The organism is Granulicoccus phenolivorans DSM 17626 = NBRC 107789 = JCM 15570, assembly GCF_000423085.1.
GTDB classification, from domain to species: domain Bacteria; phylum Actinomycetota; class Actinomycetes; order Propionibacteriales; family Propionibacteriaceae; genus Granulicoccus; species Granulicoccus phenolivorans.
This window is the reverse complement of the sequence record NZ_AUHH01000065.1, coordinates 1-13,376: the sequence shown is the minus strand read 5'-3', so window position 1 is coordinate 13,376 and position 13,376 is coordinate 1. Positions and strand designations below refer to the sequence as shown.

The following is a 13,376-nucleotide window of genomic DNA, read 5'->3' as shown; positions in this document are numbered from 1 at the left end:
CTTCCCGATTTCGGAGGTCGGGGAGTACTGGCCCTTGGTCAGCCCGTAGATCCGGTTGTTGAACAACAGGATGGTCATGTTCACGTTGCGGCGCAGGGCGTGGATCAGGTGGTTCCCGCCGATCGACAGGGCGTCCCCGTCGCCGGTGACGACCCATACACCGAGGTCTTCGCGGGCGGTCGCGACCCCGGTCGCGATCGCGGTGGCGCGGCCGTGGATGGAGTGCATGCCGTAGGAGTCGACGTAGTAGGGGAAGCGGGAGGAGCAGCCGATCCCGGAGATGATCACGGTGTTCTCGCGCTTGATCCCGAGCTCGGGCATGAACCCGAGGAACGCGGCCAGCACGGCGTAGTCCCCGCAGCCGGGGCACCAGCGGACCTCCTGATCGGAGGTGAAATCCTTCCGGTTCAACGGCGTCAACGACAACGGCACCTTCGCCAGACCTGCGTACTCCGAGGTCTGCCCGATCTCGGCGTGCGTGTGGTCGGCGTGCTGCGGGTCTGCGTGATTGGTGGCAGTCATCACTGCTCCTTGGTGTGGAAGCCCTCGTGGCGGGGCTCGTGGGTGGCGTCGATCGGTTCCTCGTTGGCTTCTTCCTCATTGAGCGGGGAAGAAACCTCGACCTGATCGGACAGGTGGGTGGCGAGCTCGGACAGCGAGATCGGCAGGCCGCGGATCCGGTCGAAGGACTCCACGTCGACCAGGAACTTCGCGCGGAGCACCATCGCGAGCTGCCCGGAGTTCATCTCCGGCACGATCACCCGATCGTAGGACCGCAGGATCTCCCCGACGTTGGCCGGCAGCGGATTCAGGTGCCGCAGATGGGCCTGGGCGACCTTGCCGCCCTGGGCCCGGACCCGGCGTACGGCCGCGGTGATCGGACCGTAGGAGGAGCCCCAGCCGAGCACCAGGACCTTGGCGCCGTCGGGATCGTCCACGGTCAGGTCGGGGATGTCCCGGACGATCCCGTCGATCTTGGCCTGCCGGGTCCGCACCATCAGATCGTGGTTCTCCGGGTCGTAGGAGATGTTCCCGGTCCGGGAGTCCTTCTCCAGCCCGCCGAGCCGGTGTTCCAGGCCCGGGGTGCCCGGGATCGCCCACGGCCGGGCGAGGGTTTCCTCGTCGCGCAGGTACGGCTGGAAGTGCGGCTTGCCCTTGGCATCGGTGCTGTTCGGCTCGGTCGCAAAGTTCGGCTCGATCGGCTCGATCGAGGCGATGTCGGGCAGGTTCCACGGTTCGGCGCCGTTGGCGTTGTAGCCGTCGGACAGCACGATCACCGGCGTCCGGTACTTCACCGCCCACCGGGTCGCCTCGATCGCGGCATTGAAGCAGTCGGCCGGGGACTGGGCCGCGATCACCGGGACCGGCGCCTCGCCGTGCCGCCCGTACAGGGACTGCCACAGGTCGGACTGCTCGGTCTTGGTCGGCAGACCGGTCGACGGCCCGGCGCGCTGGATATCGACCACGACCAGCGGCAACTCGGTCATCACCGCCAGCGAGATCGTCTCCGACTTCAACGCGATCCCCGGACCCGAGGAACTGGTGACCCCGAGCTTGCCCGCGAACGAGGCACCGAGCGCGGCGCCGACCGCGGCGATCTCGTCCTCGGCCTGGAAGGTCAATACCCCGAACCGCTTGAGCTTCGACAGTTCGTGCAGGACGTCCGAGGCCGGGGTGATCGGGTACGCCCCGAAGAACATCTCCAACCCGCTCTTGCGCGCGGCCACCGCCAGCCCGTACGCCATCGCGACGTTCCCGGTGATCTGCCGATAGGTCCCCTCGGGCAGCTTCGCCGGGGCCACCTCGTAGTTGTGCGCGAAGACCTCGGTGGTCTCCCCGAACGCGTGCCCGGCCCGCAGCGCGGCAATGTTCGCATCGCGGATCTCCGGCTTCTTGGCGAACTTCTGCGCCAGGAACTTCTCGGTGCCCTCGATCGACCGGTTGTACAGCCAGCACAGCAGGCCCAGGGCGTACATGTTCTTGGAGCGGGAGGCGTCCTTGCGGGTCAGGCCGAACTCCTTGACCGCGGCCACCGCCTGTCCGGTCAGATCGATCGCGTGCAGCTGGTAGGAATCCAGCGAGCCGTCCTCCAACGGATTCGACTCGTAGCCGACCTTCTTCAGGTTCCGGGCAGTGAACTCCGCGCTGTCCGCGATGATCACCGCACCCCGCGGCACGTCCTTGATGTTCGCCTTCAGCGCCGCCGGGTTCATCGCGACCAGCACGTCCGGCCGGTCGCCGGGGGTCATAATGTCGTAGTTCGCGAAGTGGAGCTGGAAACTCGACACGCCCGGCAGGGTGCCCTGCGGAGCGCGGATCTCGGCGGGGAAGTTCGGCAGGGTCGAAACATCGTTGCCGAACACGGCAGAATCAGCGGTGAATCGGTCACCGGTGAGCTGCATCCCGTCGCCGGAATCACCCGCGAACCGGATCACCACCCGGTCCAGGGTCTGAACGTCAGCCATCTCTACTCCTCCTGCGCCGCTTTCGGGGACGCACCCGCCGAGTGTAATACGATTAGTTGAATTTCTAATAGGTGAAGCTTGTCACGGACGCTGTGACGATATTTCGAAGTGTAGAACGAAATACAGGAGTTTGTATGACCGTACGCTGTGTGGATTGGTACGGCAACCGGTCTCTGCTGGTGGTCGACATCGCCCTCACCTGCTGCGCCCTGGAGGTGGAGGCCGCCGCCGGTCGGGCGGTCCGGGGTGAGGTGGTGGAACTGGCCGAGGTGACCGCGCAGGATCGGGTCGCCGTCGTCGTCTCGGGCACGGTCACCGATGCGGTGCTGCCGCTGGTCCGCGAGATCATCGAGGCGGTGCCGCAGGCGCAGGTGGTGGCGTTCGGGGCCTGTGCCTCCTCCGGCGGGCCCTACTGGGACTCCTACGTGGTGACCAAGGGGATCGGTCAGGTCTGCGAGGTGGCCGCGTACGTGCCCGGGTGTCCGCCGCCACCGGAGGCGTTGGAGCATGCTTTCCACGAGATCCTCCAGGGGTGAAACAAGCTTGAACAAAGATAGCATGACAACAAAGAGCATAATTGAGCCAACGGAGTGGGTGGATCGCGCCCGGGCCGCGCGGGAGGCCGGGTACACCTTCTTCGACTGGCTGGACTGTGTCGACGAACTGCCGGTCGAGCAGTTCCGGGTGGTGCTGGGGCTGCAGGACGCCACGGCCGTGCCGCTGCAACTGGAGTGCCGGATCCCGCGGCAGGAACCGGTGCTGGACTCCCTGCGCGAGGTCTTCGCCGGCGCCGCCTGGGCCGAACGCGAACTCGCCGACCTGTTCGGGATCCGGTTCCGCGGGGGCGATCCGCGCCGGGTGCTGCTGCCCGATTCGTACGCCGGGTACCCCCTGCGCAAGGACGAGATCCTCGGCGCCCGGGCGGTCACCGGCTGGCCCGGGGCCAAGGAACCCGGCGACGAGGCGGCCGCGGCCGGTCGGCGTCGGATGGTGCCACCGGGGGTTCCCGACCCGGAGGTCTGGGGCGATCGGGCCGCCGACGCCGCACCGGCCAGTCCCGCGGAGGTGGCCGCCAGTGCGGCCGGTGGGCGGGTGCGGCGAGCCCGGGCCGACCGAGCACGAGGCGAGCGAGCACGCGGCGACCGAGCACGAGAGGACCGAGCACGAGAGGACCGAGCACGAGAGGACCGGGGATGACGGCGGACGGAACCCACGGCAAGATCCGGCTGATCGAGGAGAACTGCACCTCCTGCATGATCTGCGCCCGGGAGTGTCCGGTCTGGTGCATCCAGATCGACTCCCACACCGAGGTCGACCCCACGGCGCCGGCCCAGCAGACCGGCCGCGGGATGCGGCCGCGGACCCGGAACGTGCTCGACCGGTTCGTCATCGACTGGTCGCTGTGCATGTACTGCGGCATCTGTGTCGAGGAGTGCCCCTTCGATGCCCTCGAATGGAATGGTGCGCACGTGGCGCCGCGCCCGAGCCTGGACGCGCTGTCCTTCGGGATCGACGAGCTCGCCTGAGCGGCGGGTCAGCGGATCCGGATCCGCCATTCGACCACCGGGGCCGGGGCCTTGCCGCAGGACTCAGGACGCACCCGTTCGGTGGTCTCCCCGGTCACCTCGACCAGCCAGGACTCGCTGCCACGGGTGACCCGCCAGTCGGGGCCCTCGGCGGCCACGGCGTACCCGCTCAGCCGGCGGTCCCCGAGCAGATGTCGGACCGCGAACTCCGCCGCCTGCCCGGCCTTGGGCACCGCACTGCGGCCCCGATCGTGCATCGAGCCGGCCAGGTCGACCGCGATCTCGCCCCGGTCGGCGGCATCGAGGGCGGCCAGCGCGGTGTCCGGGGTGAGCCGGGCGTACGTCTGGCCCGACGGCAGCAGGACCGCGGTCGGGGCGAACCGGTGTCCGCCGGTATGGGTGGTCTCGAACACCCGACCCGGCCGGGCGGCCGCGGCGGACTCGGCCACCGGGCGGCCGAAGGCGGCACAGCACAGGTCCCGGCGGCCGTTGGTGCACACCAGCAGCACCGGATCGGCGACCGGGGCCAGGCCGGGCAGTGCGGCGCGGACGGCGTCGGGGGTGGCATCGCCCAGATGGTCGGTCGGCAGCGAGAACAGATCGGCGGCCTCCGCGAGCTGTCCCCGCAGCAACCAGGGCGCCTCCGGCCGGCCCCCGGCGATCAGCACGAGGGGCCGGAAATCGGGACGATGGGCATCGGCGTGCTCGCCGACCTGCCGCAGCAGCGCGAACCGGCCGCCCGCCGCCCCGACCACCCGATCCAGGTATCGGCCCAGATCGGGATCCAGATGGGATTCGGTGGCCGCGACGCGCCCCCAGGGGCCGGGCTGCTCCAGCACCACCCAGCAGACCGCCTCGGCGGCGGTCCCCACTGCGGGTTCGTCGGAGGCCAGCGCCGCGGGGGAACATTCGGGTTTGCGCACCATCTTCGTGATTCTGGTGCACCCCCGCGGGCGCGTCAATGCCACTGTTTCGGGGTCGACCCCTTCGGGGTCGGCCGCCTTCTGGGGTGGGTCGTTACAGGGCCGGTCGCACAGCGGCGGCGTACGCCTGCTGCCCGGCGGCGTTCGGATGGAAGCTGACCGGCGAGATGGAGTCGCCGTTCATGACCAGGCCGGTGATCCAGGCGTCGGAGCTGCAGATGCCGTGCCCGTCGAAGGTGCTGGGGGCCACGTACTTCACGCTCCCGTCCCCGGCGGCCGCGACCCCGGCGGCGATCGCCGCGTTCAGCTGATCGGCCATCCCGTCCAGCGGCAGCACGGCGGTTCCCGGGACGACCGTGCCGCTGCCGATATTGCAGGGGTCGGTCGGGATCGCAGGCTGGAACAGCTTCGGGTACCCGGTCACCAGGATCTGGGCATTGGGCGCCTCCGCCCGCAACTGCTGCACCGCGGCGGCGGTCCGCGCCGGCTGCTGAGCGATCGCGGCCGCGGCGGTCGCCTGGGCCTGCTGGCAGGCCTGGCCGGTGGGATCGGTGAGGCACGCCCGCAGCACGGTGGTCCAGCCGACGTCATTGCCGCCGACGGTGAGGGTCACCTGCTGGGCCTTGAACACGGTGCGCTGCCCGTTCGGGCTGGCCGCCGGCGACATCTGTCGGGCCGCGGCAATCTGGCCGGCCAGGTCCGCCGTCGTGGCGCCGGAGCAGGCCACGCTGGTCGCTCGGGAGCTCAGCAGGGTGGGGTAGGCGCTGGGGGAGACGTAGCAGTCGCCATTGGCGTCGGGCAGGTTGCTGCCGGCGGCATAGGAATCGCCGAAGGCGACGTAGTTGGCATTCCAGCTGGCGGCCTCGGCCGGGACGGCGGTGAGAGCGCTGGACGCGACGAGGGCAGAGCCCAGGACGGCAAGGACAGATTTACGCACAGGATCCTCCAACAGGACGGGAACCGAAAGGAACACAGACTCATGCGGCACCCACCGGCGCATCACTGCGGGGAAGGGAACTGCACCGGGCCCGGCACGCGGGTGTCGGGGTACAACGGTCGAACTGGCGGGGGTCGAACTGGCGGGGAGCGAGAACCTGGACAGATTCTTGTCGACCGATCAGGGTCGGCGTCAAGGAAATCAGCAGATTCACAACCAGTTCCCAGCATTGCGGTTTCCCGTCGTCCCGGTGGGGCGGGCGTACTGGCTAGGCTGTTTCCCTGGCAGGAGTGCAACCGATCGCGAGGAGGGCCCGTGGACGTCGACGTGCTGACCCGCTCGCACCCTCGGGTGTACCGGTTCGGCGCGGCGGTGGAGCGCTACCGGGCCCGGGTGACCGCGGCCCTGGTCGAGGCCTTCGGCAATCGGCACGTCCGCCGCGGCATGCTCGCCACGCTGCTGATCGCGCTCGGCTCGCTGACCCCCGCGTACACCCCGGAGAACAGCCCGTGGTGGGAACTGCTCGGCGGCTTCCGCTCCTGGTACGCCTGGATCGGCCTGGCCGCCGGGCTGATCGGGGTCCTGCTGCTGCTCGACTCCTGGTTCCATCTGCGGCCCCGCAACGGGCTGGCCACCGTGCCGTATCGGGCGGTGATCGCGCTGTGGGCGCTGCCGATGCTGATGGCGCCCCCGATCTTCTCCCACGACGCGTACGCCTATGCCGCCGAGGGCTTCCAGCTCCACCTGGGGCAGAACCCCTACATCCAACCCACCGGCGCGATCGGGGGGCGCTGGTCGGACCAGGTGGTCGAGGTGTGGCGGTTCACCCAGGCCCCGTACGGCCCGCTGGATCTGGTGATCAACCACGCCATCGTCGACGTCACCGGGCTGTCGCCGTACTGGTCCTCCGCGCTCGGGATGCGGGCCGCCGCGGTGATCGGCGTGCTGGTGATGGCGTACACCCTGCCGCGGATCGCGACCCGGGTCGGGGTGGACTCCCAGCAGGCGCTGTGGTTCGGGGTGGCGAATCCGCTGGTGATCACCCACCTGATCGGTGGGGCGCACAACGACGCGCTGATGCTGATGTTCATCTGCCTGGCGATCGCCGCCGCCGAACGGCGCCGCTTCCTGCTCGGTTGCGGGCTGGTCGCCTGTGCCGCGGCGGTCAAGGTGCCCGGGGTGCTGGCGGTGGTGCCGGTGGCGCTGCTGGCGCTGCCGAACTACCACCCGAAACCGGGCTACTTCGGGCGACTCGGCCAGGCGGCCTGGCGGGTGGCGCTGGGCACCCTGGTCGTGGCGATCGTGTTCGTCCTGATCAACCAGCAGGTGGGCCTGGGCTGGGGCTGGATCGGCGCGGTGAACGTGCCCAGCCAGGTGCCCACCATCGCGCCCAGCAGCATGATCGGTCAGCTCACCTCGCTGATCATGAATCAACTGGGCTTCTATCGGGCCGCGATCGACGTGCTGCCGCTGGTCCGCAACATCGGGATGGGTATCACCGTGCTGGTGATCCTGTTCCTGCTCGCCCGGCATGCGCCGAGTCAGCCGTTCCGGTTCCTCTCCTTCGCCCTGGCCGCGCTGGCGCTCGGCAGCCCGGCGGCCCACCCCTGGTACTTCACCTGGGCCTTCGCGTTCTTCGCCCTGGCCCAGCCGTCGTGGCGGCTGTTCCGGATCGCCTGCTGGCTCACCGCGGTGCTGATGGCGTACTCGACGGTCAACTTCGCGGTGCAGAACGGACGCCTGGGCCTGTCCGGGGTGGCGATCGTGATCGGGATCGCCACGGCGATCTCCTTCGCCTGGGTGATGTGGGGCCACGACCGGACCCATTTCCGCGACCCGAGCTGACCGCCGGGGATCCCGCGGCACCGGCGTGGGCATTCACAGCGGGGACCCAGCCTGATCCCGGCCCCAGGACAGTGCCGCTGGGTTGAGTGGCGCCATGACATCGATTGCAACCCACCCGGGGCCCGCCGAGGCCGCCGGGTCCCCGGCCCGCCGGCTGGCTCAGCGCTGGTGGCAGCCGGCCACTCTGGCCGCGCTGCTGGTGCTGACCGCAGCCCTCTACCTGGTGAATCTGGGTTCCTCCGGCTGGGCCAACTCGTTCTACTCCGCGGCCGCCCAGGCCGGCGCGACCAACTGGGAGGCGTTCTTCTACGGCTCGCTGGATGCCGGCAACTCGATCACCGTCGACAAGCCGCCGGCGGCCATGTGGCTGATGGCGCTCTCGGTGCGGCTGCTGGGGCTGTCCCCGTTCGCGATCCTGCTGCCCCAGGCGCTGCTCGGGGTCGGGTCGGTCTGGCTGCTGGTGCTGAGCGTACGCCGGGTGCTCGGCCCGGCGGGGGCGGGGATGAGTCGGACCGGGGCCCACTGGGCCGGGCTGGCCGCCGGGCTGTTGCTCGCGGTCACCCCGGTGGCGACGCTCATGTTCCGCTTCAACAACCCCGACGCGCTGCTGGTGTTCCTGCAGGTGCTCGCCGCGTACTTCACCGTGCGGGCCGTCCAACGGGCCAGCTGGCAGTGGCTGGCCTGGGCCGGGGTCGCGGTCGGCTTCGCGTTCCTGGCCAAGACGCTGCAGGCCTTCCTGGTGCTGCCGGCCCTGGTGCTGGCGTACCTGCTGTGCGCGCGGACCAGCTGGGCCAAGCGGATCATCCATCTGCTGATCGCCTTCGTGGCGATGCTGGTGTCGCTGGGCTGGTACGTCGCGATCGTCGAACTGGTCCCGACCTCCTGGCGGCCCTACATCGGCGGATCGCAGACCAACTCCTTCCTCGAACTCGCCTTCGGGTACAACGGCCTGGGCCGGATCACCGGCAACGAGATCGGCTCGGTCACTCCCGGGGGCGGCGGCTTCGGCGGCGGCGGCGGGATGTGGGGCTCCACCGGGGTCACCCGGCTGTTCGGCGGCGTCTCCGGCGGGATGATCAGTTGGCTGATTCCGGCCGCCGTGGTGCTCGGCCTGGCTGCGCTGGTGCTGACCTTCCGCAAGGTCCAACCGCTCACCGGTGACCCGGTGGCCGGACAGCCGGCCCCGGCGGCGCTGCAGCGCGCCGGACTGATCGTCTACGGCGGGTGGCTCGCGGTCACCGCGCTGACCTTCTCCTTCATGGCCGGCATCTACCACGACTACTACACCGTCGCGCTGGCCCCGGCGATCGCCGCGACCACGGTGCTCGGGTTCGTGATCTGCTGGCGCCATCGGGATCTGCGCTGGCCGCGGATCGTGATCGCGGCCGCCCTGCTGCTGACCGCCGGCTGGGGGATCGCGCTGGCGGCGAAGGCCGGCGGAATCTACCTCGGCGTCTCGATCGCGGCGGCCGTGCTCGGGGTGGGGGCGGCGGTGGTCCTGCTGCTGGCCCCACGGATGCCCGCCACCCTGACCGCCGTGGCGGTGGTCGCGGCGCTGCTGGCCGGTGCCGCCGGGCCCACGGCGTACGCCCTGAACACCGCGGCGACCCCGCACAACGGCTCCATCGTCACCGCCGGTCCGGTCACCTCCGGACCGGGCGGACGCGGCGGCTTCGGCCGGATGGGGGAGGACGGGCGGGACCGTCTCGATGACGGCACCGGGCAGCGCGGGCAGTTCCCCAACGGGATGCAGCCGCCGAACGGGATGCCCGCACCGAACGGAATGCAGGCACCCAACGGGATGCCGGCGCCCAACGGGCTGCCGGACGGGACCACAGCGGACGCACCGAACCCCGGCGGCGGAGGCGGCGGCCTGCTGGAGGGGGCCACGGTGTCGGCGGAGATGAAGCAGGCGCTGCTCGCCAACGCCGACAGCTATACCTGGGTGGCGGCCACCACCGGATCGCAGAACGCGGCGAGTTACCAGCTGGCGACCAACCGGGCGGTGATGGCGATCGGCGGCTTCAACGGCTCGGATCCCGCGCCGACCCTGGCCCAGTTCCAGCAGTACGTCGAACAGGGCCGGATCCACTACTACATCAGCGGTGGCGAGCGGGGCGGTCGGATGGGCCAGAACGGTGGCTCCTCGGCGGCCTCGGAGATCAGCAGCTGGGTCGCCGCGCACTACACCGCGACCACGATCGGCTCGGTCACCGTGTACGACCTCACCCAGGCGGCGCACTGATGCGCACCGAATCTGCAGGAGATGCGATGACCTTCGCCACCTCGGTTCCCGGCGCGGCCGGGTCGCCGGCCCCGGCGGCCACCGCCGTCGACATCGTGATCCCGGTCTACAACGAGGAGCGTGACCTGGCCGCCTCGGTCCGGCGGCTGCACGCCTTCCTGGCCAGCGAGCTGCCCTACTCGGCGCGGATCACCATCGCCGACAACGCCTCCACCGACGGCACGTGGCAGCTCGCCGAACAGCTGGCCGCCGAGCTGCCCGGCGTACGCCCGGTGCACCTGGCCGAGAAGGGGCGCGGGCGGGCGCTGAAGCAGGTGTGGCTGGACTCGGATGCCACGGTGTTGGCGTACATGGACGTGGACCTGTCCACCGACCTGGCCGCCCTGCTGCCGCTGCTCGCACCGCTGCTGTCGGGCCACTCCGACATCGCGATCGGGACCCGGCTGACCCGCAACTCCCACGTGGTCCGCGGGCTGAAGCGGGAGTTCATCTCGCGCAGCTACAACCTGCTGCTGCACGGGACGCTGGGGGTGAGCTTCTCCGATGCCCAGTGCGGCTTCAAGGCGATCACCCGGCGGGCCGCGCAGCGGCTGCTGCCGCTGTGCGAGGACAACAACTGGTTCTTCGATACCGAGATGCTCGTGCTGGCCCAGCGGGCCGGCCTGCGGATCCACGAGGTGCCGGTCGACTGGGTCGACGATCCACGGTCCACGGTGCATATCGTCTCCACCGCGACGGAGGATCTGCGCGGCATCTGGCGGCTGGGACGCGGGTTCGCCTCCGGCCGGATCGCGCTGGACGGGGTCCGGGCCGAACTCGACCGCAGGCGGCCCGGACCCGAGGTGCCCGGCGTACCGCGGGGTCTGCTCGGACAGATCCTGCGCTTCGGGCTGATCGGGGTCGCCTCGACCCTGGCGTACGCCCTGCTGTTCTGGGTGCTGCGCGGCTCGATGGGCGCGCAGGCGGCGAATCTGATCGCGCTGGTGATCACCGCGGTGGCCAATACCGCGGCGAACCGGGCCTTCACCTTCGGGGTACGCGGTCGCACCGGGCTGCTCACCGACCATGCCGGCGGGCTGCTGGCGTTCGGGGTCGGACTCGGCCTGACCAGCGGGTCCCTGGTGCTGCTGCACACCCTGCACGGGGGTACGCCGCCGCAGTGGGCCGAGCTGGTGGTGCTCACCGTGGCGAATGCGACCGCGACCCTGGTCCGGTTCCTGACGCTGCGGCTGCTGATGCGGGGGCGGGCGACGCGGTAGGCCGGGGGCCGAGTCAGCCGACGACCGGGGTCAACCGACGACCGGGGTCAACCGACGCCGGGGTTCAACCGACGAACATGGCGTCGACCTCGGGCGCCGGGACCTCGGCGAGGCTGCGATGGCGCCAGCGGGGCTGCTGCCCGCGGTCGACCAGCTGGCAGCGCACCCCTTCGAAGAAGTCGGGTTCGCGCAGGAAATTGGTCGCCAGCACCAGGTCCTGGGCCAGCACCTCGTCGATGGTCATCGTGGCGGCCCGGCGCAGCGCGGCCAGGGTCACCGCGACCGCGAAGGGGGAGCGTTGGGCGATCGCGGCGCCGGCCTCCCGGGCGCGGGGGTCGGCATGCTGCGTGAGCCGGCCCTGCACCTCCTCGGCCGAGCCGCCGGCGTAGCACTCATCGATCCAGTCCGCGCTGTCGAGGATGTCGGAGTCCAGGGTGAAGGTCCGGTGGGCGAGCAGATCCTGCGGGTCGATCCCGGCGGACACCTTGTTCAGGAAGGATCCGACCCGGCCACTGGGTGCGGCGGCGTCGGCCAGTCCCAGGGCCAGTGCGGCGCCCCCGTCGATGGTGGTCCCGGTCAGCGCCAGGTGCGTCCCGTACAGGCCCGGCAGCCCGTTCAGCACATGCAGCATGCCGACATCGGGGAAGAATCCGATCAGCGTCTCCGGCATCGCCAGCTTCGAGCGCTCGGTCACGACCCGGAGGCTGCCGTGCGCGGAGATGCCCAGACCGCCGCCCATGGTGACCCCGTCCATGATCGCGATCCACGGCCGCGGGTAATGCGCGATCCCGGCGTTCATCGCGTACTCGGTGCGGAAGAAGTCGACGCCGGCGGTGCTGTCGGGATCGGCCAGCAGGGCCGCCCGGATCCCCTTCACATCGCCTCCGGCACACAACCCGCGGTCCCCGGCGCCCTCGATCGAGACGTAGCGGGGCCCGCCGTCGGCCCAGTCGTGCATCTGTACGTTCACCGCGTGACACATGTCGGTGTCCAGCGCGTTGATGGCCTTCGGGCGGTTCAACAGGATCCGGCCCAGGGCTCCGGTCTCGGCGAACAGGACCTTGGTGCTCTGGGTACGGCCGGGCTGGAAGGGGATGTCGGCGTCACTCATCGGGGTCTCCGGTCGCGGGGAGGTGGGTGAAGTCATAGTCCACCACGACGGGCGCGTGGTCGGAGATTCGGGCGTCATAGGTGTCATCGCGCATCGTCCCGCCGCGGACGGCGCGCTCGGCCAGGCCCCGGCTGGCGAGGTGGTAGTCGATCCGCCACCCGGCGTCGTTGGTGAAAGCCTGTCCGCGCCAGCTCCACCAGGAATAGGGGCCCTCGGTGCCCGGATGCAGGTCGCGGACCACGTCGGTCAGCGTCCGCGGGGACACGATCGAGCCGAACCAGTCGCGTTCCACCGGCAGGAAGCCCTCGGACTTCTTGTTGGTCTTCCAGTTCTTCAGGTCGCGTTCGGTATGGGCGACGTTGAAGTCGCCCATCACCACGAACTCCCGGCCCGCCCGGGCCGCGGCGCGACGGGACTTGGTCAGCTCGCGGGAGAACTTGTCCAGGAAGCGCAGCTTGCGTTCGTGTTTGGCCAACGAGGCCTCGTCCTCGTAGGGGGTGCCGCCCTTGGGGATGTACACCGAGGCCACGGTCAGCCGGGGCAGGTCCACCTCGATATAGCGCCCCTCGTGGTCGAACTCCCGGCTGCCGAACCCGGTGCGGACCGCTTCGGGTTCGGTGCGGGTCAGCACTGCGACCCCGTTGCGGCCGGCCAGGCTGCCCGCGTCATAGCTGAAGTGATAGCCCTCGAACGCCTCGGTGGGGACCTGCTCGGGCGGGCAGCGTACCTCCTGCAGGGCGACCACGTCGGGATCGGTACGCGCCAGCCAGTCGCCGAATCCCCGGCGCTGGGCGGCCCGGATGCCGTTGACGTTGAAGGTGGCGATACGCATGCGGGGAAGATTAGACCACCTTTTCGGTGGCTGCCGGACTCGCTGGAGGGTGGGCGTTGGGTGGGCCCGGTTCGCGGGTCAAGGTGGAGTTCGCGGGTCGGGTTGGGGTGTCGCGGGTTGGGTTCGGTTTCGCGGCCCCTGCAGGGCCCGCGGGCCGGATGAGGGCCTGCGAGCCGGCACGAGGGCCCGCGGGAGGCACGAGAACCCGCGAGCCGGGCAGTGGGGTCGGCGCG

At 70.4% G+C, this 13,376-nt stretch carries 12 protein-coding genes; 6 read left to right on the top strand and 6 right to left on the bottom strand.

All coding sequences use genetic code 11. The features are described 5' to 3' along the window. The coding region (locus G531_RS0117050) for a thiamine pyrophosphate-dependent enzyme (protein WP_248648750.1) at positions 1 to 522 on the bottom strand (522 nt) is incomplete at its 3' end. Continuing rightward, a complete protein-coding gene (locus G531_RS23645; protein WP_081684231.1) occupies positions 522 to 2,465 on the bottom strand; it encodes a 2-oxoacid:acceptor oxidoreductase subunit alpha in 1,944 nt (647 codons plus the stop codon). The genes G531_RS23645 and G531_RS0117050, both read right to left, overlap by 1 nt. Positions 2,466 to 2,599: 134 nt before the next feature. Here G531_RS23645 and G531_RS23640 point away from each other — a divergent pair, with 134 nt between their 5' ends. From G531_RS23640 to G531_RS23630, 3 genes are read left to right on the top strand one after another with little or no spacing between them, the layout of a single operon-like run. Beyond that, positions 2,600 to 3,001: an NADH-quinone oxidoreductase subunit B gene (locus tag G531_RS23640; RefSeq protein WP_051215659.1), complete on the top strand. Its 402-nt coding sequence runs from the start codon at positions 2,600 to 2,602 to the stop codon at positions 2,999 to 3,001. A gap of 22 nt (positions 3,002 to 3,023) precedes the next feature. Next, the gene (locus G531_RS23635) at positions 3,024 to 3,662 is read left to right on the top strand and encodes an NADH-quinone oxidoreductase subunit C (RefSeq protein ID WP_162143191.1); all 639 of its coding nucleotides are present in this window, start codon (positions 3,024 to 3,026) and stop codon (positions 3,660 to 3,662) included. Then, positions 3,659 to 3,991: an NADH-quinone oxidoreductase subunit I gene (locus G531_RS23630; protein ID WP_081684229.1), complete on the top strand. Its 333-nt coding sequence runs from the start codon at positions 3,659 to 3,661 to the stop codon at positions 3,989 to 3,991. The genes G531_RS23635 and G531_RS23630 overlap by 4 nt, the downstream gene beginning before the upstream one ends. 8 nt (positions 3,992 to 3,999) lie before the next feature. On the opposite strand, the gene G531_RS23625 is transcribed toward G531_RS23630, so the two are convergent. Together G531_RS23625 and G531_RS24895 are read right to left on the bottom strand one after the other, a co-directional pair. Continuing rightward, positions 4,000 to 4,917: a ferredoxin family protein gene (locus G531_RS23625; RefSeq protein WP_051215657.1), complete on the bottom strand. Its 918-nt coding sequence runs from the start codon at positions 4,915 to 4,917 to the stop codon at positions 4,000 to 4,002. A gap of 91 nt (positions 4,918 to 5,008) precedes the next feature. After that, positions 5,009 to 5,851: an SGNH/GDSL hydrolase family protein gene (locus G531_RS24895; RefSeq protein ID WP_051215656.1), complete on the bottom strand. Its 843-nt coding sequence runs from the start codon at positions 5,849 to 5,851 to the stop codon at positions 5,009 to 5,011. Between the two features lie 315 nt (positions 5,852 to 6,166). Between G531_RS24895 and mptB the strand changes: the two genes are divergently transcribed. The 3 genes from mptB to G531_RS0117005 all read left to right on the top strand — a co-directional run bounded on the left by mptB (position 6,167) and on the right by G531_RS0117005 (position 11,200). After that, complete coding sequence (gene mptB, locus G531_RS0117015; protein WP_026928142.1) at positions 6,167 to 7,696, top strand: polyprenol phosphomannose-dependent alpha 1,6 mannosyltransferase MptB; 1,530 nt, start codon at positions 6,167 to 6,169, stop codon at positions 7,694 to 7,696. A gap of 94 nt (positions 7,697 to 7,790) precedes the next feature. Further along, the gene (locus G531_RS23615; protein ID WP_035759566.1) at positions 7,791 to 9,941 is read left to right on the top strand and encodes an ArnT family glycosyltransferase; all 2,151 of its coding nucleotides are present in this window, start codon (positions 7,791 to 7,793) and stop codon (positions 9,939 to 9,941) included. A 26-nt stretch (positions 9,942 to 9,967) separates the two neighbouring features. Continuing rightward, positions 9,968 to 11,200 (top strand): bifunctional glycosyltransferase family 2/GtrA family protein, encoded by a 1,233-nt coding sequence (locus tag G531_RS0117005; RefSeq protein ID WP_026928141.1) that lies wholly within the window; start codon positions 9,968 to 9,970, stop codon positions 11,198 to 11,200. A 64-nt stretch (positions 11,201 to 11,264) separates the two neighbouring features. Here G531_RS0117005 and G531_RS0117000 read toward each other — a convergent pair whose 3' ends face one another. Continuing rightward, on the bottom strand, positions 11,265 to 12,311 hold the full coding sequence (locus tag G531_RS0117000; RefSeq protein WP_051215655.1) for an enoyl-CoA hydratase/isomerase family protein: 1,047 nt from the start codon (positions 12,309 to 12,311) through the stop codon (positions 11,265 to 11,267). After that, positions 12,304 to 13,143 carry an exodeoxyribonuclease III gene (locus tag G531_RS0116995; protein WP_026928139.1) on the bottom strand — a complete coding sequence of 280 codons (840 nt, stop codon included), beginning with the start codon at positions 13,141 to 13,143 and terminating at the stop codon, positions 12,304 to 12,306. Before G531_RS0116995 ends, G531_RS0117000 begins: the two co-directional genes overlap by 8 nt. Positions 13,144 to 13,376: the final 233 nt, after the last annotated feature.

What these genes read in the sequence shown, in the direction of transcription:
- G531_RS0116995 (WP_026928139.1), bottom strand. Translation starts at nt 13,143, where the DNA reads ATGCGTATCGCCACCTTCAACGTCAACGGCATCCGGGCCGCCCAGCGC.
- G531_RS23630 (WP_081684229.1), top strand. Translation starts at nt 3,659, where the DNA reads ATGACGGCGGACGGAACCCACGGCAAGATCCGGCTGATCGAGGAGAAC.
- G531_RS23625 (WP_051215657.1), bottom strand. Translation starts at nt 4,917, where the DNA reads ATGGTGCGCAAACCCGAATGTTCCCCCGCGGCGCTGGCCTCCGACGAA.
- G531_RS23615 (WP_035759566.1), top strand. Translation starts at nt 7,791, where the DNA reads ATGACATCGATTGCAACCCACCCGGGGCCCGCCGAGGCCGCCGGGTCC.
- G531_RS23635 (WP_162143191.1), top strand. Translation starts at nt 3,024, where the DNA reads ATGACAACAAAGAGCATAATTGAGCCAACGGAGTGGGTGGATCGCGCC.
- G531_RS23640 (WP_051215659.1), top strand. Translation starts at nt 2,600, where the DNA reads ATGACCGTACGCTGTGTGGATTGGTACGGCAACCGGTCTCTGCTGGTG.
- G531_RS0117000 (WP_051215655.1), bottom strand. Translation starts at nt 12,311, where the DNA reads ATGAGTGACGCCGACATCCCCTTCCAGCCCGGCCGTACCCAGAGCACC.
- G531_RS23645 (WP_081684231.1), bottom strand. Translation starts at nt 2,465, where the DNA reads ATGGCTGACGTTCAGACCCTGGACCGGGTGGTGATCCGGTTCGCGGGT.
- G531_RS0117005 (WP_026928141.1), top strand. Translation starts at nt 9,968, where the DNA reads ATGACCTTCGCCACCTCGGTTCCCGGCGCGGCCGGGTCGCCGGCCCCG.